Source organism: Rhizobium etli 8C-3 (assembly GCF_001908375.1).
Taxonomy (GTDB): Bacteria; Pseudomonadota; Alphaproteobacteria; order Rhizobiales; family Rhizobiaceae; genus Rhizobium; species Rhizobium etli_B.
On sequence record NZ_CP017241.1, the window covers coordinates 3,339,900 to 3,362,790 of the forward strand.

The following is a 22,891-nucleotide window of genomic DNA, read 5'->3' on the forward strand; positions in this document are numbered from 1 at the left end:
AGGATCGCGGCTTCGCGCAAGAGGCGGGGATTTGCTGCGACAATGCGCTATTCGGCTGCCGCCTTTCGCCCTTTCTCCTCCCGACCCTCCAGCATCGCTCTGACCTGCGGCAAGGCCTGCGGATATTCGCGCTGGATGAAATCGATCAGCTTTTCGCGGATTTCGCAGCGCAGGTCGAAGGTTCGTCCGGAATTCGAAGCTGAGGCGAGGATGCGGATTTCCATGACGCTTTCCCTGAAATCGGTGACGGCGACGTTGGCCACTCTCCGGTCCCAGAGCTTGGAGCCGGCCAGTATCTCCTCCGCCTTGGCGCGGATCGCGGAAACTGGCACGCTGTAGTCGAGATAGATCATGACCGTTCCGATCAGCGATGCGCTTTCGCGCGTCCAGTTCTGGAACGGGTTCTCGATAAAATAGCTGAGCGGCAGGACGAGGCGGCGCCAGTCCCATATTTTCACGACGACGTAAGTCGAGGTAATTTCCTCGACATTGCCCCATTCGCCCTCGACCAGAAGCGCATCGTCGATGCGGATCGGCTGCGTGATTGCAAGCTGAATACCGGCAAAGAGGTTTTTGAGGACGGGCTGCAAAGCCAGACCGACGACGATGCCGGCAACGCCAGCGGATGCGAGCAGGCTCACGCCATATTGCTTGACCGCGTCAAAAGTCATCATGCAGGCGGAAATCGTCACGACGACGATGATCATGTCTGCGATCCGCTCGATGATCCGCGACTGCGTGACATGCTTGCGCGCGAGCAGATTGTCCTCGGCGTCCAGCTTGAAGCGCCGCAGATAGACGGTCATCCAGATATGCTTGGCGGTCTTCGCCATCCAGGCAACGAGGATGATGAAGGCGATCAGCAGCACGTGGCGCAGCGTCGAGGCCTGATACTCCGTGAGTGGCGAAATCGTGGCGGCAAAGCCCAGCGCCGCAGTCAGGATTGCAAGCCGCGCCATGCCCTCGAGCCGGGAGACAAGCGACCTCCAGATGATATCGCGCGAGGCGACAAGGCGTGCCAGAAGCCGGAAAGCCACGCGATGGAAGAAAAGCGCGAGCGCCACAACGACAGCGAAGATGCCAATACTTGCCACCCAATCAGGCAGCCAGATGCCTTGGGCGCGAATATCGTTTACAAGGTCGGACATGAGCCGGCACTTAGGGTGCCCTGCAATATGGAAAAGGGCAAAAGTTCGTGCGACCGCTTGGGAGCCCGGCAAGGCCGCGAACATTTCCCCGATGAGAGATCTCAGCCGTTGACGGCGATCCACCGCTTTGGGGGCATGCCGATCTCAATTCTTCGGCTTGCGCCCGTGTCACGGATTTTTCGAGCAGTTAGCCCTGAAACCCTGCTGCTTGAGGCTCTTGAGCTGCTCACTTTTCGAAACCTTCGGCACGGGCCGTCGCATCGACGCCCGAGCCGATGCCGACGAGCGAGCGGATGATCGCAACAACGCCGGCATCCTCACCGGCCATGAAATTGCGATCAAACTTGATCCTGTCGGAGGCGAAGGCGCGCAGATAGCTGAAAAAATCCGGCTGGTGAGAAAATAGAAACAAATCACAAACATAGTTCGCCTGAGCTTTCGGCGGAAGAATGTAGCTCAGGCAATCGAAAACCGTTTGATGCCGCAGAAACAATTCTTGCGGCAATGTGTTTCTAGTGAGACGATACGGAGCCAACGAAGGCGCCGAGCCGCCCTCGCAAACGACGGACAAATAACCCGATCACATTCGAAAGGAGGCTCATATGACTCTCCTGGAGCTTAAACCGAACCAGGCGGACGGCATCGCGCATGCAATTCGCCATGCCTGCGAACCGCTGCCTGATCCCGCCCATATGATCGAATTCGGCGTCTTCTTCGATCCTTATATCGACAGCTCGAAGGTCGTCCTTTTGGGCGAGGCGACGCACGGTACGGCCGAGTTCTACCAGGCGCGCGCGGCCATCACCCGCAACCTCATCGAAAATCACGGCTTCAACATCATCGCAATCGAAGCCGATTGGCCCGACGCCGAACGGATCGACCGCCATGTGCGTCACCGGCGCGTGCGAACCTACGACGCAGAATCCTTTATACGCTTTCCCGATTGGATGTGGCGGAACGCCGAGTTCGAGCAGTTCGTCTCGTGGCTGCGCAGCTACAATGAAAGTCTCGCGCCGGCCCGGCGGGTCGAGTTGCGCGGCCTGGATATCTACTCGCTGAATAGCTCGCTCAAGGCGGTGCTCGATTACCTCCAGCGTATCGACCCCGAGGAGGCGAAAGCAGCTCGCCGCCGTTATGCCTGCCTGACGCCATGGCAGGAGCGGCCGGCAGGCTATGCCCATGCCATCCTTTCCGGCGTTCAGGAGGAATGCGAGCCGGCCGTCGTCGCCCAATTGCAGGAACTGCTCGCCCGCGAGCTCGATTATGCCGCCGCAGATGGCGAGGACTTTCTCGATGCAGCTCAAAACGCGCGTATCGTGGCAACTGCCGAACATTATTATCGGGCGATGTACCGGAGCGGCAATGATTCCTGGAATCTGCGCGACAAGCATATGTTCGAAACGCTCCAGAAGCTCATGGAGTATCGGCCAGATGCAAAAGCTGTCGTTTGGGCCCACAATTCGCACATCGGCAATGCGGCTGCCACCGCCATGGGCTGGGACGGCCAGTTCAACATCGGCGAGCTTGCCCGGATTGCTTATGGCGAGGAGGCCCTTCTCGTGGGCTTCGGGACGGACCGCGGTACGGTGGCGGCCGCTGACGACTGGGACCAACCGGTAAAGATCAAGACCGTCAATCCGTCGCGTCCGGACTCTTACGAGCGTGTTTTCCGGCAGACCGCGATACCCAGATCGCTGACCGACCTGCGCGGAACCCGCGATCGGGCAGTGCGCGAGATATTGTCGGAACGTCGACTTGAACGCGCCATCGGTGTCGTCTACCGGCCGGAAAGCGAATTCTACAGCCACTATTTCGAGGCAGTGCTTCCCGAACAGTTCGACTGCTACCTTTGGTTCGAAGAAACGAAAGCCGTGAATCCGCTTGCTGCCGTGCGCCCGCAGGGTGTGCCCGAAACCTATCCGTTCGGACTGTGACGATGCAGAATCCTCTCCGCTTTCACGATCGTGCCGACGCGGGCAGAAAGCTCGCCGAGGCGATTGGCGCACGAAGCGATGACCCTGTCGTGCTCGGTCTGCCGCGTGGCGGCGTGCCTGTGGCATTCGAACTCGCGTGCTGCCTGCACGCGCCGCTCGATATCCTGCTCGTCCGCAAGATCGGGGCGCCTGGCTATCCGGAATATGCCATCGGCGCCGTCGTCGACGGCAAGAATCCACAACGTGTTATGAACGAGGACGTCCTCGCCTATTGCGGTGCGTCCCTCGATTATTTCGAGAAAGAGGCAGCCCGCCAGCTCGAAGAGATAGAGAGGCGCCGAAAGGTTTATCTCGGTGATCGCCCACCCACGGATCTGTCAAACCGGAGCGTCATTCTCGTCGACGACGGCATTGCCACCGGCGCTTCGGTCAAGGCTGGATTGAAGGCGCTTCGTCAGGCGGGTGCGGCTCATATCACTCTTGCGGTCCCGGTTGCGCCACGGATGGTAATCGAGGATCTGAGGGCGCAAGTCGACGAAGTCTTCTGCCTATCCGCGCCCGAGGACTTCCAGGCGGTCAGCCTTCACTATGACGATTTCAATCAGACCAGCGATGGCGAGGTCACCGAGTTGCTTGCAAGGGCGGATTTCGGCGCCCCCTCGAAGGGCTGAGGCGGTCTACGGTTTCAGCGCCATTTCTCCACCCTCGTGCCAGTCACCAGTGAGGGTGACCTGCGCCTTTCGGGTTCAGTGGTGCGGATGCATGCATTGGCCGTGGTCGGCAAGGACTTCGATGACCCGGCACTGATCCACACGGCCGTGGCCGCAGCCTTCGACCATGATCTCCAGCTCGGCTTTCAGTGCCATGAGACTGCGGATACGCTGCTCGACCTCGATGAGCCGCGCTTTGGCGATAGCATCGGCCGAGGCGCAGGATTGATCGGGATCGTCCTGCAGCGCCAGCAAGGTTCGGATGGAACCGACCTCGAAGCCGAGCTCGCGGGCATGGCGGATGAAGGCAAGGCGGCGGATATCGGCGGGTTCATAGGAGCGCTGGTTGCCCTCGCTGCGGCTGGGCGCCGTCAGCAAACCGATGCTCTCATAGTAGCGGATCGTCGGAACCTTCACTCCGCTCTGGCGAGCTGCTTCGCCGATCGTGATCTTTTTCATGATTTTTCTCTTGCACCTCTAGTCGCTAGAGCATGTAGGAAGAATGCTGCTGAAGAACAAGGAACTCCGAAATGGCTGAAGCGGCTCGAGCGAAATACAAAGTTGGCGGAATGGACTGCGCATCCTGCGCGGCGAAGATAGACACTGCAGTGCGCCGCATTGCCGGCGTCGAGGACGTTTCCGTTTCCGTGACCGCGGGCACGATGACCATCAGCCATAACGGCACGAGTGACCTGAAAGCGATCGAGAAGAAGGTGACGGGTCTCGGCTATTCGGTCTTGCCGATGCCGGCGAAGGCGCCGGATCACGATCAAGCTGCGCAAGGCCATAACCATGATCAGGCCGATCATGATCACCATGGGCACATTCATCCCGAAAAGGACATCACAGATCTGCACGGCCACGACCATGGACAGATCGGCGGCTTCTGGTGGCAAAGCAGAAAAGGGCGGCTGACGATCGCAGCCGGTGCGGCTCTTGCCGCGGCTTACGCTGCCGGGCATCTCATGCCGGCGATCGCCCCCTACGCCTTTGTTGCCGCTGTGCTGATCGGTCTTGTACCGATCGCCCGCCGCGCGATATCGGCGGCACTGTCCGGGACCCCGTTTTCGATCGAGACGCTGATGACGGTCGCGGCCGTCGGCGCCGTCATCATCGACGCCGGAGAGGAGGCGGCAGCCGTCGTCTTCCTCTTTCTGGTCGGCGAATTGCTGGAAGGCGTTGCCGCCGGACGTGCTCGGGCGAGCATTCAGTCGCTGACGGCGCTCGTGCCGAAGAACGCCTTGCTGGAGGAAAACGGCCAAACGCGGGAAGTGCCGGCAGGGACCCTCACCGTAGGCTCCACCATCCTCGTTCGCCCGGGCGACCGTATTTCGGCTGACGGCGTCATCGTCTCTGGCGAAAGTGCGATCGACGAGGCGCCTGTGACCGGCGAAAGCGTTCCGGTGCGCAAAGGTAGAGATGACACGGTCTTTGCCGGAACGGTGAACGGTGACGGCGCACTCCGTATCAAGGTAACCGCAGCAAGCGCCGACAACACGATCGCCCGCGTCATCAAGCTCGTCGAGGAAGCACAGGAATCGAAGGCGCCCACCGAGCGTTTCATAGACCGCTTCTCGCGTTACTATACGCCAGGCGTCGTCGCGGCCGCGGCATTGGTGGCGATTGTCCCGCCGCTCCTTGGCGCTGGCACCTGGGAGGAATGGATCTACAAGGGGCTCGCGATCCTGCTGATCGGCTGCCCTTGCGCTCTGGTGATCTCGACGCCAGCTGCGATCGCTGCTTCGCTCTCGGCAGGCGCGCGGCGCGGATTGCTGATGAAGGGTGGTGCCGTGCTGGAAACGCTCGGCAAGGTCACCGCCGTCGCGCTCGACAAGACCGGCACGCTGACTGAAGGCAAGCCGAGAGTGACCGACATCGTGCCTTTCGAATTGAAGGAGGCTCAAGTGCTCTCGCGCGCGGCCGTGCTGGAAAGAAATTCCAACCACCCTCTGGCACTGGCGATCCTCGATCGCGCAAAGAGCGACAAGGTGCCCGTACCGCCTGCCTTTGAGGTAGAAGCCGTTCCCGGCAAGGGCATGACCGGCCGCGTCGGCGGTGAAAGGCTGGATCTTCTCTCTCCGTCTGCCGCCCGCGCGACTGGCGCCCTGACGGTTGAACAGGGTGAGCGCATCGCTGCGTTGAACGTACAGGGCAAGAGCGTATCGGTTCTTCTCGTCGACGGCAAAACCGCCGGTTTCATCGCCATGCGCGACGAGCCGCGCGGGGACGCAAAAGCCGGCCTCAAGATGCTGACCGACGCCGGGGTCCGGATCGTCATGCTGACCGGCGACAACGAGCGCACCGCAAGGGCGATCGGTGAACAGCTTGGCATCGATGTCAGAGCCGAGCTCATGCCCGGAGACAAGCAGCGTATTGTTGGCGAGCTGAAGCGCGAAGGCTTCATCGTCGCCAAGGTCGGCGACGGCATCAACGACGCCCCTGCCCTGGCAGCTGCAGATGTCGGCATCGCCATGGCAGGCGGCACGGACGTAGCGCTGGAGACCGCGGATGCGGCGGTCTTGCACGGCCGCGTTGGCGATGTGGCGGCGATGATCGAGCTTTCCAAGCGGACGATGCGCAACATCTTCGAAAACATTGCCATCGCGCTTGGCCTGAAGGCGGTCTTCCTCGTCACGACCGTCATTGGCCTCACCGGGCTCTGGCCCGCAATCCTCGCCGATACGGGCGCAACAGTGCTCGTGACCCTCAATGCGCTGCGGCTGCTGCGCCCGGTTCGATAGTGTTTATCTTCAGGGAGTGAGCCAACCACAGCTTGTGGTGAATTTTCGATGACACGGGAACCATGTCGTCGGCCGCGCATTCCCGCATTCGGGCTGTATTGATCGAATGCGGCGCCCGGGCAAATCTCGATGGGGAGGACATCATGGATCGCAGAAATCTTACGGCATTGCTCGGCATACTTGCCGTCGCCGGATACCAGAACCGCGACAAAATCGCCGCGGCGCTCCGCGAACTCACGCAAGGCGGCGCACAGCCCCAAACTGGCGGCACGGAGCCCGGCGGAATGCGCTCCAAGCCTTCTGAGGGAGGTTTGGGCGGAATTCTCGGCGGCCTTGCAGGCGGCGGTCTCGGCGACCTCGTCAAGGGTGGCTCTGCCGGTGGTATCTTAAGTGGCGGCCTTGGTGGCCTACTCGATCAGTTCACCAAGAACGGCTACGGCGATACAGCGGATTCATGGGTATCGCGCGGCCAGAACAAGCCGATCGACGATCGGCAGCTCTCGCAAGCGCTCGGCCCGGACGTTCTCGAAGAGCTTTCTTCAAAGACGGGCTTGAGTGAGGATGAAATCCTCAAACGCCTTTCAAAAGACCTACCGAAGGCCGTAGACGACCTGACACCACAGGGTCAAATTCCGAACAGCGCCAACTTTTCGATCTGATTGAAAGGCTTGCCCGGCGCGGTCCCCCGCGCCGGGCATCCTCATTCTTCCTTGGGAGGAAATCTCAATCGACCGCAAAGACCAAGGGCTTGGCCTGGCGGATTGCCGGATGCGCCGTCAGCTTCGCCAGAACGTCGTCGCCAATAGGGCCGTCGACATAAAGGAGCGCGATCGCATCACCACCCTGCTTGTCTCGGCCGAGCTGGAAATTGGCGATGTTCACACCGGCTTCCCCGAGCGTCGTGCCGATGAAGCCGATCATGCCGGGAACGTCGGTGTTGGCAATGTAGACCATGTGGCTGCCGACATCGGCATCGAGATTGATGCCCTTGATCTGGATGAAGCGCGGCTTGCCGTCGGAGAAGACGGTACCGGCGATCGAGCGCGTCATGCTCTCGGTAGTCACCGTGAGCTTGATGTAGCCGTCGAAGACGCCGGTCTTGTCGCGCTTGACCTCGGAGAGCACGATGCCCTTTTCCTTGATCATGATCGGGGCCGAAACCATGTTGACGTCGGCAACCTGCGTGCGGATCAGGCCGGCAAGCAGGGCGCTCGTCAGCGCACGGGTATTCATGTTCGCCGTGGCGCCGTCGTAAAGGATCTCGATTTCCTTGATCGGCTCCTCGGTGACCTGGCCGACGAAGGCGCCCAGAACGTCGGCGAGCCTGATGAAGGGCTTCAGGATTGGCGCTTCTTCAGCCGTAATCGACGGCATGTTGATAGCGTTGGAAACGGCACCCTTGACCAGGTAGTCCGCCATCTGCTCGGCAACCTGAAGCGCGACGTTTTCCTGCGCTTCGGTGGTCGACGCACCGAGATGCGGCGTGCAGACGACGTTCGGCAGACCGAAGAGCGGGCTTTCCTTGGCGGGCTCGACCTCGAAGACATCGAAGGCAGCACCGGCGACATGGCCGGACTTGATCGCGTCTGCAAGCGCAGCCTCATCGACGAGACCGCCGCGGGCGCAGTTGATGATGCGCACACCTGGCTTGGTCTTCGCCAGTGCTTCCTTGTTGAGGATGCCGCGCGTCTTGTCCGTCATCGGCACATGCAGCGTGATGAAATCAGCCTTGGCAAGCAGTTCGTCGAGCTCGACCTTGACAACGCCCATTTCCTCGGCGCGCTCCTTGGAGAGGAACGGGTCGTAGGCGAGGACGTGCATCTTCAGGCCAATGGCGCGAGCACAGACGATCGAGCCGATGTTGCCGGCACCGATGACGCCGAGCGTCTTGCCGGTGATTTCGACGCCCATGAACTTCGACTTCTCCCACTTGCCGGCCTGCGTCGAGGCATCAGCCTGCGGCAGCTGGCGGGCAACGGCGAACATCAGCGCGATTGCGTGTTCGGCGGTCGTGATGGAGTTGCCGAAGGGCGTGTTCATGACGATGATGCCGCGACGCGAGGCAGCCGGGATATCGACGTTGTCGACACCGATGCCAGCGCGCCCGATGACCTTGAGGTTGGTGGCGGCTGCAATCAGCTTTTCGGTCGCCTTGGTGGCGGACCGGATGGCAAGACCGTCATAGTTGCCGATGATTTCGGCGAGCTTGTCCTTGTCCTTGCCGAGTTGCGGCTGGAAATCGACTTCGACGCCGCGGTCGCGGAAGATCTGGACGGCGGTTTCCGACAATTCGTCGGATACGAGAACGCGAGGTGCCATTGGGGGCTTCCTTCAAAAGTGTTCAGCGATGATAAAAGAGAATGCAAGAGCCCCGCTCAGTGAGCGGAGCCGGATGCGATCACGTCAGGCAGCAGCCTGGGAGAGCGTCGCCTTCTGCGTCTCGAAGGCCCAGGAGAGCCAGGGCATCAGCTTCTGCATGTCGGCGGTTTCGATCGTGGCGCCTGCCCAGATGCGCAGGCCCGACGGCGCGTCGCGATAGTGGCCGATGTCGTAGGCGACACCTTCCTTCTCGAGCAGCGAGACGACGCCCTTGGCAAAATTCGCCTGGCCGTCGGCGTCGAGTGCCGCAACATCCTTGTCGACGATCTTCAGGCAGACCGACGTATTGGACGCGGTTTCCGGTTCCACCGCCAGGTTGGCGATCCAGTCGCTGGCCGCAACGAAATCGGCGATGACCTTGGCATTCGCATCGGCACGCGCCATCAGCGCCTTCAGACCGCCAAGCTGCTTTGCCCAGAGAAGCGCATCGAGATAGTCCTCGACGCAGAGCATCGAAGGGGTGTTGATCGTCTCGCCCTGAAAAATGCCTTCGGAGAGTTTGCCGCCGGAGGTCATGCGGAAGATCTTCGGCAGCGGCCAGGCGGGCGTATAGGTCAGCAGGCGCTCGACTGCGCGCGGCGAAAGGATGATAACACCATGCGCACCCTCGCCGCCGAGAACCTTCTGCCAGGAAAAGGTGACGACATCGAGCTTGGCGAAATCGAGGTTCTGCGCAAAAGCGGCAGACGTCGCATCGCAGATCGTCAGCCCCTTCCGGTCGGCCGGGATGAAATCACCGTTGGGAACGCGCACGCCCGAGGTGGTACCGTTCCAGGTGAAGACCACGTCGCGGTCGAAATCGACGAAGGAAAGGTCCGGAAGCTCGCCGTAATCGGCTTCCAGCTTGCGGACGTCCTTGAGCTTCAGCTGCTTGACGACATCGGTGACCCAGCCTGCGCCGAAGCTTTCCCAGGCGAGCATGTCGACGCCGCGCTCACCGAGCAGCGACCAGAGCGCCATTTCAACGGCGCCGGTATCGGAAGCCGGAACGATGCCGATGCGGTAATCCGCCGGCACTTCGAGGACTTCACGGGTAAGATCGATGGCTTGCTTCAGCTTTGCCTTGCCGACTTTGGCTCGGTGTGAACGGCCGAGAGCCGCGTCCGAAAGGGCATCAAGCGTCCAACCGGGGCGCTTCGAGCAGGGGCCAGAAGAGAAATGGGTATTTTGCGGACGTACGTCCGGCTTTGCGGTCTTTGCCATGTGCTATCCTTCCAGATAGATAGCTCCTCGTTGGGGAGGAGTGTCCCGCCGCCGTGGATACAGATGACGCGCATTATAGTCAACGTGGAAGTGTCGCATACGGAGGATTTTTTGACGCAGGCGCGATCAAGCCGCTTCATGCGTCGGGGCCGACCGCGCAGAACGGTCTGTAGATCGCTGTCTGCAGTATGTGCGACAAGATTTCGGCAGTCCCCGCTTTCAACCGCAAGACCGCGCATGCGCAGTTTGAGCAGACAATGGCACACCGGCGAAAGTAGACTTATCACGAAAAAGCCGCCCCAACGGGCGGCTTGCGATCAGTAGCTGAGACTCCGGATCACTTGTAGACCGACGGCTGCAGCGGAATTTCCGGCGGCGGTTCGTAGCTTGCCTGCTGGCAACCGCCGAAGAGGTAACGGGCGCCGACGCGAGCTTCATGAACATAGAAACCTCGGTCCCGGCCAGGACCACCGTTGCTGGCGTAGCCGAACATATTGCCACCGTCCACATGCAGGAAGCGATAGCCGACATCCGCCTTGACATTACACGTCACGTCGATCGAGGCGCCGGCCATGAGCGCGTAGGTGAAGCGCCAGTTGCCGCGGCCGCCATGGATCACGTCGTCATCGCAACCGCCGCCGTCATCCTGGCAGGAGGTGTTACGAAGGCTTTTCCATTTGACGTAGGAACCGCCGATACCGGCGCCGACATAAGGCGTGAAGGCGCCGTAAGTGCCGAGGTCGACATAGGCATTGGCCATCAGCGTCCAGGCCGTAAGCGACGAGACGTCGCGAGACGTGCAATCCTCGAGCGGAGCACCGCACTGGCCGGTTGTCGAACCGCGGAAATCAGCCTTGGTCAGGTAGTCGAGCGTGAGGTCGGTGCGCAGGTAATCGTTGATCTGGTAACCAACACCGCCGCCGACTGTCCATGAGTCGCGCAGTTCGGCGCTGTCGAAATCGACCTCATTGGCGTTGCTGCCCTGGAAGTAGCGGGCGCCACGCAGGTCGGTGAAGCCGTAGCCGACATCGCCCCGTAGATACCAGCCGGTCGATTCAGTTACCGTGACTTCCGGCGGCATTTCCGGCGCGGGCTCAGGAGCGAGATCGGCGGCGAAAGCATTTGATGTGACAAGCAATGCGGCAAAGATGCCGGACAAGCTTCTTTTCATGATCCACTCCAAAATCCAGTTGCATCGGCAGAGCGGACTCCCTGCCAAACTGATAGGCTTTGCATGGACAATGAATTGGAAATGTTAAAACCTGCTTAACCGTACAAATTAACTATGTTTTTTTGCAAAACACCGCGGCCGGGGCGACCCGTTGGATTTACCGCAAGCATGGCCGAGCCAACCAGTTCTTCGAACTTCTGATGTTCGACAAGTGATCGCTTCAAAGGCCCACACTGGAAAATGTCAGCCGGGTGAAGATCGTATAGTTCGATTCGGAGACCATCATAGCGACGAAGACCAGCACCAGAACCGGCGGCACCAGAATTGCATAGACAAGTGCCAGCCGCTCCCAGGCCATGTGCATGAAGACGGCGACAATCAGTCCTGCCTTCAGCACCATGAAGAACAGGATCAGGAACCACCGCGCATAGCCCTGGATGGCGAAATAGTCGACCAGGTACGAGAAGGTGCTGAGGACGAAGAGCAACCCCCAGACCAGGAGATAGAGCTTGACGGGGTGTTGTTGTCCGGAATGCGTTTGCGCTTGTGCCATGCCAGGCCTCACCACAAATAGAAGAATGCAAAGATGAATACCCACACGAGATCGACGAAGTGCCAGTAGAGACCCATGATCTCGACGATCTCGTAATCACCCTTGCGGCTGGTAAAAAAGCCGCGCCGCTGCGTGTCGAAATCACCGCGCCAGACCTTGCGAGCGACGATGAGAAGGAAGATCACGCCGAAAGTGACATGGGTGCCGTGGAACCCGGTGATCATGAAGAACGACGAGCCGAATTGCGCCGCACCCCAGGGATTCTCCCAGGGCCGTACGCCTTCGGAGATCAGTTTCGTCCATTCGAACGCCTGCATACCGACGAATGTCGCGCCGAGCACCGCTGTCAACAGCATCAGGGCGGCCGTCCGGCCACGTTCGCGACGATATCCAAAATTGACGGCCATCGCCATCGTGCCGGAACTGCTGATGAGAACGAAGGTCATGATGGCGATCAGGATCAGCGGCAATTCCTGGCCGCCGATATGAAGCGCGAAGACCTCGCTGGGATTGGGCCAGTCGACAGGCGTGGACATGCGCGCGGTCATGTAGGCAAGCAGAAAGCAGCCGAAGACGAAGGTGTCGCTGAGGAGGAAGATCCACATCATGGCCTTCCCCCACGAGACGTTCTTGAATGCCCGCTGGTCGGAAGAGAGATCGGCCGCGATCCCACGCAGGCCCTCGGGTCGCTGGAGTGTTCCGCCGGTTTCTGCTTGCGTATAGTCAGCCATCTTTATCCCTCACGAAATCAGCTGGCGGCAGAGATCGACGAAGTCATTCGCCCAGCCGGCCAAGAGTGCGAAGAGAACGATCCAGACGAAAAGCATGAAATGCCAGTAGACGGCACAGAGCTCGAGGCTGAGTTGCAGCTTGGCTGCAGAAAAACGACCGTCGAAGGCCCTGCCTGTCGTGCGGCCGAGCACTGCCAGACCACCTAGAATGTGCAGACCGTGCAGTCCGGTCATGATGTAGAAGAAGCTGTTGGCGGGATTGTCGGCAAGCACGTAACCGGCCGCCGCAAGCTCCCGCCACGCCATGACCTGCCCGGCGAGAAAGAGGAATGCCGTCGCCAATCCCGAAAGGAGCGCGACCCGCATGATGTCGTTACGACCGCTGCGTGCCTCGACCTTTGCCCATTCGAGCGCCGCGCTGCTGAGCGCAAGCGCGGCGGTGTTGACCCAAAGCAGCCGAGGAATGGGCGTCGCCCACCAGTCGGCCGCCGCCATGCGCATGAAGTAGGCGCTGATCAGAAGCGCAAAGAGCGCGCCGACGACGGCGAGGAAAATGCCGAGGCCAACCCTGGCGGGGGCCATCGGCAACCGCTTTTCGCCGGCCGGCTCGGTCACCAGTCCCACCTCCAGCCAAGGCTTGGAGGTCAGCCGGTGCTGGGTCATCCACCAGAAAGCGATGACTGCGATGACCGCCAGGAAAATAAGAATGACGCTCATGAGGCTGCTCCCGCCGCCGTCGGCGCGGTGCCTGGGTCATTCTGCGCAAGGAAGTCCTGGCTATTGCCCGGCACGCTGTAATCATAGGCCCAACGGTAGACCACCGGCAGTTCCTTGCCCCAGTTGCCATGCACCGGCGGGGTCTGCGGGGTCTGCCATTCCAGCGTCGTCGCACGCCACGGATTGCCGCCGGCTTCCCGGCCCCTGTAAAGGCTCCAGACCAGATTGAACAGGAAGACGATCTGCGCTGCCCCGACAATCAGGGCCGCAGCGGTGATGAAGACGTTCAGCGTATCGGCGGACGGCGGAACGAAAGCCGTCTCGCCCATCTCGTAGTAGCGGCGCGGCACGCCCACCAGGCCGAGATAGTGCATGGGAAAGAAGATCGCATAGGTGCCGATGAACGTGGTCCAGAAATGGATGTGCCCGAGCGTCTCGTCCAGCATGCGTCCGGTCACCTTCGGATACCAATGATAGATCGCACCGAAAATGACCAGGATCGGGGCCACCCCCATCACCATGTGGAAATGCGCCACGACGAACATCGTATCGGAAAGCGGCACGTCGACGACGACATTGCCGAGGAACAGTCCGGTCAGGCCGCCATTGACGAAAGTCAGGATGAAGGCGAGCGCAAAAAGCATTGGCAGTGTCAGGTGGATATCGCCGCGCCAGAGCGTCAGCACCCAGTTATAGACCTTGATTGCCGTCGGTACCGCAATGATGAGCGTCGTGACGGCAAAGAAGAAGCCGAAATTCGGGTTCATGCCGCTGACATACATGTGATGCGCCCAGACGATGAAGCTGAGCGCCCCTATGATCAGGATCGCCCAGACCATCATGCGGTAGCCAAAGATATTCTTTCGCGCATGCGTGCTGATGAGATCGGAGACGATCCCGAAGGCGGGAAGCGCCACGATGTAAACCTCCGGATGACCGAAGAACCAGAAGAGATGCTGGAAAAGGATCGGGCTGCCGCCGCCCTGCTGCAGCTGCGTGCCCATCTCCACGATGGCAGGCATGAAGAAGCTCGTCCCGAGCAGCCGGTCGAAAAGCATCATCACGGCGGCGACGAAAAGTGCGGGAAAGGCAAGCAGCGCCATGACCGTCGCGGTGAAAATTCCCCAGACCGTCAGCGGCATGCGCATCAGCGTCATGCCGCGCGCGCGTCCCTGCAGCACGGTCACGACATAATTCAGGCCGCCCATCGTGAAGCCGATGATGAACAGGATCAGGGACGACAGCATGAGAATGATGCCCCAGTCCTGTCCGCCCGGCGTGCCCGAAAGAATGGCTTGCGGCGGATAGAGCGTCCAGCCGGCGCCCGTCGGCCCGCCGGGCGCGAAAAATCCGGCCACGAGCACCAGCACGGCGAGCAGATAAATCCAGTAACTCAGCATGTTGGCATAGGGAAACACCATGTCCCTGGCGCCGAGCATCAGGGGAATGAGGTAGTTGCCGAAACCGCCGAGAAACAGTGCGGTGAGAAGATAGATCACCATGATCATGCCATGCATGGTGATGAACTGGTAATAGTGCTCCGCGTCGATGAAGGCGAAGTAGCCAGGAAAGGCAAGCTGCAGTCGCATCAGCCAGGAAAGGACCAGCGCCACGAAACCTATGGCCATCGCCGTCACTGAGTACTGGACGGCAATGATCTTGGCATCCTGGCTGAAGACATATTTCGTCCACCAGCTCTTCGGATGGTAAAGCTCCACATCTTCGACTTCTGCAGGTGGGATGAGCTCCCCGGCGCCCGATCGAATATCGACCATGATATGTCCGTCCTCCCTGTTCCTCCGATAGGCTACTGCGCCTGTTCTGCCGGCTGCGCTTCCCCCGATGCCAGCATTTGGGTGAATGTCGTCTGTTCCGCCAGCCAGGCCTGGTAGGCGACCTCCTCATCGACCATGACCGTTCCGCGCATCTGCGAGTGCCCGACGCCGCACAGCTCGGCGCAAAGGATTTCGAAGGTTCCCGTGCGCGTCGGCGTAAACCAGAAATAGGTCACCATGCCGGGGATCATATCCATCTTTGCGCGAAATTCAGGCACGTAGAAATCGTGAAGAACGTCGATCGAGCGAAGCAGGACCTTGACCGGTTTGCCGATTGGCAGGTGCAGTTCACCTCCCTCGACGATCACGTCGTCGAGCCCTGCGTTGTCGCTCTTGTTCAGGCCAAGGGGATTTTCCGGGTTGACCTCCCGGGTATCGGCCTTTCCCAGGCGCCCGTCCGCGCCCGGCATCCGGAAACTCCACTGCCACTGCTGAGCGACGACTTCGATCTGGTGCGCATCGGCGGGCACGGTGATGAACTGGTTCCACACGACGAGCCCGGGCGCGAGCATCGCGGCAACCCCTACGGAGGTTACCACCGCAAGCCATATCTCCAGCCGCCTGTTTTCCGGCTCATAGGCCGCCTGGTTTCCCGGTTTGTGCCGGAACCGGAACACGCAATAGGCCATAAAGGAACCCACTGCCACGAACACCAGACCGGTGATCGCGAAGGTGATCAGCAAGGTGTTGTCGATGTAGCTCCAGTTGGAGGCAATGGGCGTCCACCACCACGGGCTCAGCAAATGAAACACGACGGATCCGACGACCAGCAGAACCAGAACCAGCACGATAGCCATTGCCTGCTCCTTGAACCGTGACTTGCCACAGGGCGAAATTCGCAATCCGTCGGTGTATTTTTAGCATTATCTCACGAACAAGTCGTGTGGACAATGACAACGGCGAAAGCGGCGCCTGGGTGACTGTCCGGCATTCGCATTCTTCTATTGGGAAAACTGCTTGAGATAAGCGATGAGATTTTTGATCTCGGTGTCGTCCTTCAGCCCGGCAAACACCATCTTCGTTCCTTTTATCTTTCCCTTGGGATCGTGGAGATAGTCGCGCAGTGTTGCCTCGTCCCAAACGAGCCCGCCCTCGCCTGCCTTCTTCATTGCCGGAGAATAGCTGAAATTCGGATGTGTCGCCGCCTTCCTGCCAAGGATCCGGTTCAGCGACGGGCCGACCTTGTTCTTGTCCGTATCGGCAACATGACATATGGCGCATTTTTTGAAGACAGTAGCACCCGCCGTGGCATCGCCCTCCTGGGCATTCACGCCAAAGGCAGGAAGCATGGCAATCAATAAGCCGGCGAAAAGGACGCGATACCGCATGACAACCCAATCCTCCCAGGTTGCCTGAAACGATGGCCGGCGCCAGCTTCCTATCGCAATATGGCTTGCCGTGTTGTCGTCGCTGCAGGCGGGTGACACTTGTGCGATGAAGAAAAAGCTATGCCTCTGCGCCGATAAGTCAATTCATCCAATAAGATTGTGCCGAAGCGAATAAGGCGGGCAAAAAAAAAAGCCGGCGAAGCGGCGCCGGCTTTGATCGATCATCCAGGTCAGGATCAAGCGGCGGTGCGCACGCCCGAGATCGTGCCGATCAGCTCGTTGACAATGCGCTCGATCTGCGCCCGGTCGTCGCCTTCTGCCATGACGCGGATCAGCGGTTCGGTGCCGGAGGGGCGGATGACGAGGCGGCCGCTTTTGGCAAGCTCGGCTTCCGCATCGGCGATTGCTTGCTGCACCTGCAGGTCTTCCAGCGGCTTGCCTCCGGAAATGCGGACATTGCGCAGAAGCTGCGGCACCGGCTCGAAGCGGCGGCAGACTTCGCTGACGGTCTTGCCAGTGCGCTTGACGGCAGCAAGAATCTGCAGCGCGGCAACAAGGCCATCCCCGGTGGTGCCGTAGTCCGAGAGCACGATATGGCCGGACTGTTCGCCGCCGACGTTGAAATTGTGCTGGCGCATGTGCTCGACGACATAGCGGTCGCCGACCTTGGTGCGGGCAAGGCCCATCCCCTTGCCTTCGAGAAAGCGTTCCAGGCCGAGGTTCGACATCACGGTCGCAACGATGCCGTTGCCGCGAAGCTGCTGGTTTTCCGCCCAGGTTTCGGCGATCACTGCCATCAGCTGGTCGCCGTCGACCATCGTGCCGTTTTCATCCACGATGATGACCCGGTCGGCGTCGCCATCGAGGGCAATACCGATGTCGGCCCGCACTTCGTCGACCTTCTTCTGCAAGGCGACTGGACTGGTGGAACCGCAATTGAGATTGATGTTGATGCCGTTGGGTTCGTTGCCGATCGTAACGACGTCGGCGCCGAGTTCCCAAAGCACGGCCGGCGCCACTTTATAGGCGGCACCATTGGCGCAGTCGATCGCAACCCTCAGACCCTGCAGCGTGACGTCGCGCGGCAGCGTGCGCTTGGCATGCTCGATGTAGCGGTCGTGCACGCCATCGATGCGCTTGGCACGGCCGATGTCGTCGGACTTGGCAAGTTGCGTGTGGAGATCCTTCTCCATCAAGTCTTCGATCTGCATTTCGATATCGTCGGAAAGCTTGTAGCCGTCGGGACCGAAGAGCTTGATGCCGTTGTCCTCGTATGGATTGTGCGAGGCGGAAATCATGACGCCGATATCGCAACGCAGCGAACGTGTCAGCATGGCGACGGCGGGCGTCGGGATCGGGCCAAGAACGAATGCATCGACGCCTGCGGCCGTGAAGCCCGCGACCATGGCATTCTCCAGCATATAGCCGGACAGACGCGTGTCTTTGCCGATGACCACGCGATGGCGGTGATTGCCGCGGCGGAAGATCGTACCGACTGCAATGCCGACCCGCATCGCCAGATCCGGCGTCATCGGGAAGATATTCGACTGCCCGCGAATGCCGTCTGTGCCGAAGTAACGTCTTTTCATATGCTCCCCTATGCTTTCAGCGCGCCAAGCAATTCAAGCCGCAGAGACGATTCGTCCCAATACAAAGCCCCATTGCGGCCTCTTCATGATAGCGGCATGCCACAAATCCTAGGCGCCATCACGTAAATTACCAAGAAAATTGATTATATCCCGTTACCGACGGAAAAAGGCCGGATCTTCTGCTGGAAAATCCGGCCTTGTTCGTTCGAGTTGCTTTCAGTCAATGCGGCTGGGGCTCGAGCCCTGCTTCCGGCTCGTCGCCCTTGGAAGCCGGGCGTGCGCCGGCTTTCGGCACGGCCGAGCCGCGGCTCGGCGGCGAGTCGTCACCAAGGTCGCGCGCCGGCTTCTCACCGCGCAGCAGCGCCTTGATTTCCTCGCCGGTCAGCGTTTCGTACTCAAGCAATCCTTCGGCAAGCGCGACGAAGTCGTCGTGCTTTTCGGTAAGGATATCGCGCGCCTGCGTGTATGCCTCGTCAATAAGCCGACGCACTTCGTTGTCGATCTTTTGAGCCGTGGCCTCGGAAACGTTCTTTGATTGCGATACGGAATGGCCGAGGAAGACCTCCTGCTGGTTTTCGCCATAGGCAACCTGACCGAGCTGGTCGGAAAAGCCCCACTGCGTGACCATGGCGCGGGCAAGCTTGGTAGCCTGCTCGATATCCGAAGACGCACCGGAGGTGATGTTCTCCTTGCCGAAGGTAAGTTCTTCCGCAACGCGGCCGCCCATCATGATGCACAGGCGCGAGACCATCCACTTATAGCTCATCGAGTAGCGGTCGCCTTCAGGAAGCTGCATGACCATGCCGAGAGAACGGCCGCGCGGAATGATCGTTGCCTTGTGCAGCGGGTCGGCGACGGCGACGTTGAGCGCCGTGATGGCATGACCGGCTTCGTGATAGGCCGTGAGCTTCTTTTCCGCCTCGGTCATTGCCGAAGAGCGGCGCTCGGCGCCCATCATGATCTTGTCCTTGGCGTCTTCGAACTCCTGCATGGTGACGACACGCTTGTTGCGGCGTGCGGCCATCAGGGCGGCTTCGTTGACGAGGTTCATCAGGTCAGCACCGGAGAATCCGGGCGTGCCGCGGGCTAGAACCTTGAGGTCGACATTCGGCGCCAGCGGAACGTTGCGGGCATGCACCTTGAGGATGCGCTCGCGGCCGACGATATCCGGGTTCGGAACGACAACCTGGCGGTCGAAACGGCCCGGACGCAGCAATGCGGGGTCGAGAACGTCAGGACGGTTGGTCGCCGCGATCAGGATGATGCCTTCATTGGCCTCGAAGCCGTCCATCTCGACCAGCAACTGGTTGAGCGTCTGTTCGCGTTCGTCGTTGCCGCCGCCGAGACCGGCGCCACGATGGCGTCCGACAGCGTCGATTTCGTCGATGAAGATGATGCAGGGCGCATTCTTCTTCGCCTGCTCGAACATGTCGCGGACGCGACTTGCGCCGACGCCGACGAACATTTCGACGAAGTCGGAACCCGAGATGGTGAAGAACGGAACGTTGGCTTCGCCGGCAACGGAGCGGGCAAGCAGCGTCTTGCCGGTACCGGGAGGTCCGACCAGCAGCACACCGCGCGGGATCTTGCCGCCGAGACGCTGGAACTTCTGCGGATCGCGCAGGAATTCGACGATTTCCTCCAAGTCCTGCTTGGCTTCGTCGACGCCTGCGACGTCATCGAAGGTGACGCGGCCATGCGCCTCGGTGAGCAGCTTGGCCTTCGACTTGCCGAAGCCCATTGCGCCGCGCGAACCGCCTTGCATCTGCCGCATGAAGAACAGCCAGACGCCAAGAATGAGCAGCATCGGCAGCAGCGTGCCGAGGTAGCTCAGGAAGCCTGACGAACCATCGGTTTCAGGCCGGGCCGAAACCAGTACGTTCTTCGACTGCAGGCGCTCGAGCAGGTTGTCGTCAATGACAGGAGAATAGGTCTGGAAGGTGGTGCCGTTTTCAACATAGCTTCCCGAGACACGGTTGCCCGTGACGACGACTTCCTTGACGCGGCCCGCATCGACCTCACGCAGGAACTGCGAATAGGGTATGTCGCGCGAGCCGGTCTGTGCCGGCGTCGTCTGGAACATGCTGAAAAGGGCAATCAGCAGAAGCGCTATGATTGCCCACAAGGCGAAATTTCGTAAGTTAGGGTTCATTGAACTCCCCAGCACTGCAACAACCGCCTCATGGCAGCCGTCTTATTTGGCTTCTAACATAGGGTTGCGCGGTGCCGTTGCCAAGGCGATACACTCTGTCAGATGGCTTTTCCGTCAATAAGACCAAAAGGCGGGCTTGGATAGGGGCGCATTCCAAAAGCCGCCGCGAGGCTTTCAGCAAAGATGAGATCAAATCGTGTCAAAAAGCGGTCGAACAACGCAAAATACCGCGTGAGGCTGACATCGGGATGAGAAATCACGCACATGTTCGGGCAGGCGGCGACTAGAATGCATGGTTGGGCGGCCAATGCCCGCTTGAACGCAGCTTTGGGCAAGTCCGCCCCCCCTGCCTCTTCATCGGTACCGTGCCGGCCATAGGGCTGGAGCGTGCCCGGGGCCTTGAGCGTATCGGATGCAAAGGCATCGTTGACGGCGCCGACGCGCCGTTGCTGGATTTCGCTGACGGGCGCGGAAACGATGGAGGCGCTGGCAAAACGTGCGATAACCGTCACGTCCGACGACGAGCTGTTCTCGACAACAAACCGGCCATCCCAGATGGCGCGCTTCCCAGGCGCAACAACCAGTGGCAAGATGCCGCGGCTTTCGCGGGCAAGGTAAAGGCCGTCGCGTCTGAGATCGAAGACCACTCTGCTTGCGGTCATGCGTCCTGGCCTGCCGGCGGTCACAAAACCGAGAATGCGACCCATCTGCACGCGCCCTGGCGCAAATCGCTGTCCGCCGAAAACGGCCGCAAGACGGCCGAGCGCATAGCCGAGCACGTCCAGTGGCGCCTCAAGTCCCTTTGCCGCCACGCGGCCCAGCCCTTCGCCGGGACGTGTAAAGTGTTGGCCGAGCCACAAGGCCGCCTGCCGTGAAAGCTCCAGGCGGATATCGGCGCCGTAGGCTTCGCGCCCGGGGGCGCCCTCACCTGCCAATGCCACGCGCGTCCGCACGCGCTCATATTTTACATCCTCGTTGCTTGGATCATCGAGCCAAGGCATGGCGCGGGCCGAGAGAAATGCGCGGATATCGGCCCGCAGGCACGAAAGAAACGGCCGTGCGACCCAGACCCGGCGATCAAAGAGAACGGCATCGGCGATCCCGGTGGAGGGGCTGCGACTGCGCGCGCCGCGCATGGCTTGCGTCTCGCGCTGATCGTCGAGCGTGTGCGCCGTCACGATCAAATTGGCGCCAAGTTCCGCCGCGGCATCTGCGAGCAGCTCGTAACGTGCCTCGCGAGCGGCCACCATGACGCCGGTTTTTGGTTTGGGATCGCGCCAGACACGGATTACATGAGAAATGCCGAGGGACCTGCATAAGGCTGCGACATGACGCGCCTCATCTGCCGATTCTGCGCGCAGATCGTGATCGATCGTCGCGGCACACAGGGAAATGTCGGAATTGGGTTCGGCCTTCAGCGCTTCCAAAAGGGCAAGAAGCAGGCCGGTCGAATCGCTGCCGCCGGAGATCGCGATGAGAATACGTGTCGGGCTGGCAAGCAAACGGCAAAAGCGGCGGGCCGCTGTCTCGGGCGAAAGCACGGTTTGCGCAGACAAACCGGAAATCCTCAGCAGGAGAGGCGCTTCTGTTCGCTCGCGACCTTGTTTATGACAGCGCGCGAAGCCTTCGGGTAACGCTTGGTCACTTCCTTGAGCGTCGCGCAGGCGGTGTCGTTATTGTCGAGCGCGGCCAGCGACATGCCGAGCTTCAGCAGCATTTCGGGCGCTTTTTCGGAGGAGCCGTATTTCTTGTGGGCATTCAGGAAGGTCTTGGCGGCCTCGTTGAACTTGCCTTGGGAATATAGCGCCTCGCCCAGCCAGAAGTTGGCATCGGCAGCGCGAGCGCTTCCCGGATACTGCGCGATGTACTGGGTGAACTGCTCCTCAGCAATCGCATAGTCGCCGGAAAGGACGTGACCGTAAGCGGCCTTGTACTGGTCGGTCTCGCTGCCGAGAGATGCGGTCTGCTGCGGCGAAGTCGCGGCGTTTACGTCGGGAAGCGGCGCTGAACCGACCTCGGCGTTCTCATTCACGCTGCCACCGATCGGATTGCCGTTCTGATCGAACTGGATCGAGCCCAACTGCTGTGGCGGGCGGCCGAAACCGTCGGACGGAGCGTCGCTGGAGGGAGCCCTTTCGGCTCCCTGCGGGGTTTCGATGATCGTCGCGACATCGTCGTTCTGGCGCCGGGGGCGTGCGTCGGCCTGCCCGGAATCGGGAGGCTGCAGGTCGGCCTCGCTCTTCTTTGTGCTGCCCTTCGATCCGGCGGCACCGCCGCTCTTTTCCAGATCCTGGAAGCGGAATTCGTTGTCTTCCTGCGTCTTGCGCAGCGATTCCTGCATCTGCAGGATCTGAAAGCTCATTTCCTCAATGCGGCCGTTCAGCTGGCGCAGTTGCTCTTCGAGTTGCTGCACGCGCATCTCCGCGCTGCTGCTTTGCACGTTGACGGCCGGCGGCGTCTGCGTCTGGCTATGCGCAGGTTTGCCGCCAAAGTTCATGCCGAGGAACGAAGCGGAAAAAGCCGCTCGCTCGGTTCCGGTCACGGCCGCGAGGCAGAGCAAGCCTGCCACGACAAGTTTCTTCATAGGTTTCGTCCTGTCCCAGTGATTCTTCGCGCCTGGATGGCACGAACAGGAGATTTTTCCAATTACCTTCAAAAAGCAACGGAGTCTGGCCAAAGTGTGTTCAAAAAGAAAAGGCG

The 22,891-nt window shown here is 60.5% G+C and carries 20 protein-coding genes; 4 read left to right on the top strand and 16 right to left on the bottom strand.

The features are described 5' to 3' along the window. Nucleotides 1-47: 47 nt before the first annotated feature. Nucleotides 48-1,148 carry a mechanosensitive ion channel family protein gene (locus AM571_RS16690; RefSeq protein ID WP_074063302.1) on the bottom strand — a complete coding sequence of 367 codons (1,101 nt, stop codon included), beginning with the start codon at nucleotides 1,146-1,148 and terminating at the stop codon, nucleotides 48-50. A gap of 226 nt (nucleotides 1,149-1,374) precedes the next feature. Next, nucleotides 1,375-1,560: a hypothetical protein gene (locus AM571_RS16695; protein ID WP_155774467.1), complete on the bottom strand. Its 186-nt coding sequence runs from the start codon at nucleotides 1,558-1,560 to the stop codon at nucleotides 1,375-1,377. A gap of 190 nt (nucleotides 1,561-1,750) precedes the next feature. On the opposite strand from AM571_RS16695, the gene AM571_RS16700 reads away from it, so the two are divergent. Together AM571_RS16700 and AM571_RS16705 are read left to right on the top strand one after the other, a co-directional pair. Further along, nucleotides 1,751-3,082: an erythromycin esterase family protein gene (locus AM571_RS16700; protein WP_074062371.1), complete on the top strand. Its 1,332-nt coding sequence runs from the start codon at nucleotides 1,751-1,753 to the stop codon at nucleotides 3,080-3,082. A 2-nt stretch (nucleotides 3,083-3,084) separates the two neighbouring features. After that, nucleotides 3,085-3,753: a phosphoribosyltransferase gene (locus AM571_RS16705; RefSeq protein WP_074062372.1), complete on the top strand. Its 669-nt coding sequence runs from the start codon at nucleotides 3,085-3,087 to the stop codon at nucleotides 3,751-3,753. Nucleotides 3,754-3,828: 75 nt separating this feature from the next. Here the strand turns inward: AM571_RS16705 and AM571_RS16710 are convergent, their stop codons facing one another. After that, nucleotides 3,829-4,251: a MerR family transcriptional regulator gene (locus tag AM571_RS16710; protein WP_074062373.1), complete on the bottom strand. Its 423-nt coding sequence runs from the start codon at nucleotides 4,249-4,251 to the stop codon at nucleotides 3,829-3,831. Between the two features lie 71 nt (nucleotides 4,252-4,322). On the opposite strand from AM571_RS16710, the gene AM571_RS16715 reads away from it, so the two are divergent. Together AM571_RS16715 and AM571_RS16720 are read left to right on the top strand one after the other, a co-directional pair. Beyond that, entirely contained in the window at nucleotides 4,323-6,533 is a 2,211-nt protein-coding gene (locus AM571_RS16715) for a heavy metal translocating P-type ATPase (RefSeq protein ID WP_074062374.1), read from the top strand. Between the two features lie 143 nt (nucleotides 6,534-6,676). Continuing rightward, the gene (locus AM571_RS16720) at nucleotides 6,677-7,192 is read left to right on the top strand and encodes a YidB family protein (protein WP_074063303.1); all 516 of its coding nucleotides are present in this window, start codon (nucleotides 6,677-6,679) and stop codon (nucleotides 7,190-7,192) included. Between the two features lie 64 nt (nucleotides 7,193-7,256). Here AM571_RS16720 and serA read toward each other — a convergent pair whose 3' ends face one another. The 13 genes from serA to ybgF all read right to left on the bottom strand — a co-directional run bounded on the left by serA (nucleotide 7,257) and on the right by ybgF (nucleotide 22,775). Next, the gene (gene serA / locus AM571_RS16725; protein WP_074062375.1) at nucleotides 7,257-8,852 is read right to left on the bottom strand and encodes a phosphoglycerate dehydrogenase; all 1,596 of its coding nucleotides are present in this window, start codon (nucleotides 8,850-8,852) and stop codon (nucleotides 7,257-7,259) included. An 84-nt stretch (nucleotides 8,853-8,936) separates the two neighbouring features. After that, on the bottom strand, nucleotides 8,937-10,115 hold the full coding sequence (locus AM571_RS16730) for a phosphoserine transaminase (RefSeq protein WP_074062376.1): 1,179 nt from the start codon (nucleotides 10,113-10,115) through the stop codon (nucleotides 8,937-8,939). A 337-nt stretch (nucleotides 10,116-10,452) separates the two neighbouring features. After that, complete coding sequence (locus AM571_RS16735; RefSeq protein ID WP_074062377.1) at nucleotides 10,453-11,286, bottom strand: outer membrane protein; 834 nt, start codon at nucleotides 11,284-11,286, stop codon at nucleotides 10,453-10,455. Nucleotides 11,287-11,506: 220 nt separating this feature from the next. After that, nucleotides 11,507-11,839: a cytochrome C oxidase subunit IV family protein gene (locus AM571_RS16740; protein WP_074062378.1), complete on the bottom strand. Its 333-nt coding sequence runs from the start codon at nucleotides 11,837-11,839 to the stop codon at nucleotides 11,507-11,509. An 8-nt stretch (nucleotides 11,840-11,847) separates the two neighbouring features. Beyond that, nucleotides 11,848-12,570, bottom strand: coding sequence for a heme-copper oxidase subunit III family protein (locus AM571_RS16745; protein ID WP_074062379.1), 723 nt, complete (start codon nucleotides 12,568-12,570; stop codon nucleotides 11,848-11,850). 9 nt (nucleotides 12,571-12,579) lie between these two features. After that, on the bottom strand, nucleotides 12,580-13,287 hold the full coding sequence (locus AM571_RS16750) for a cytochrome c oxidase subunit 3 (protein ID WP_074062380.1): 708 nt from the start codon (nucleotides 13,285-13,287) through the stop codon (nucleotides 12,580-12,582). Then, a complete protein-coding gene (gene ctaD / locus AM571_RS16755) occupies nucleotides 13,284-15,062 on the bottom strand; it encodes a cytochrome c oxidase subunit I (RefSeq protein ID WP_074062381.1) in 1,779 nt (592 codons plus the stop codon). Before ctaD ends, AM571_RS16750 begins: the two co-directional genes overlap by 4 nt. A gap of 32 nt (nucleotides 15,063-15,094) precedes the next feature. Beyond that, complete coding sequence (locus tag AM571_RS16760; protein ID WP_074062382.1) at nucleotides 15,095-15,919, bottom strand: cytochrome c oxidase subunit II; 825 nt, start codon at nucleotides 15,917-15,919, stop codon at nucleotides 15,095-15,097. Nucleotides 15,920-16,063: 144 nt separating this feature from the next. Continuing rightward, complete coding sequence (locus tag AM571_RS16765; RefSeq protein WP_074062383.1) at nucleotides 16,064-16,450, bottom strand: c-type cytochrome; 387 nt, start codon at nucleotides 16,448-16,450, stop codon at nucleotides 16,064-16,066. Nucleotides 16,451-16,686: 236 nt separating this feature from the next. After that, complete coding sequence (glmM, locus tag AM571_RS16770) at nucleotides 16,687-18,039, bottom strand: phosphoglucosamine mutase (RefSeq protein ID WP_074062384.1); 1,353 nt, start codon at nucleotides 18,037-18,039, stop codon at nucleotides 16,687-16,689. Nucleotides 18,040-18,259: 220 nt separating this feature from the next. Further along, entirely contained in the window at nucleotides 18,260-20,191 is a 1,932-nt protein-coding gene (gene ftsH / locus AM571_RS16775; RefSeq protein WP_022715750.1) for an ATP-dependent zinc metalloprotease FtsH, read from the bottom strand. Between the two features lie 98 nt (nucleotides 20,192-20,289). Then, a complete protein-coding gene (gene tilS / locus AM571_RS16780) occupies nucleotides 20,290-21,747 on the bottom strand; it encodes a tRNA lysidine(34) synthetase TilS (RefSeq protein WP_237358505.1) in 1,458 nt (485 codons plus the stop codon). An 11-nt stretch (nucleotides 21,748-21,758) separates the two neighbouring features. Further along, a complete protein-coding gene (gene ybgF / locus AM571_RS16785) occupies nucleotides 21,759-22,775 on the bottom strand; it encodes a tol-pal system protein YbgF (RefSeq protein ID WP_074062385.1) in 1,017 nt (338 codons plus the stop codon). Nucleotides 22,776-22,891 lie beyond the last annotated feature (116 nt).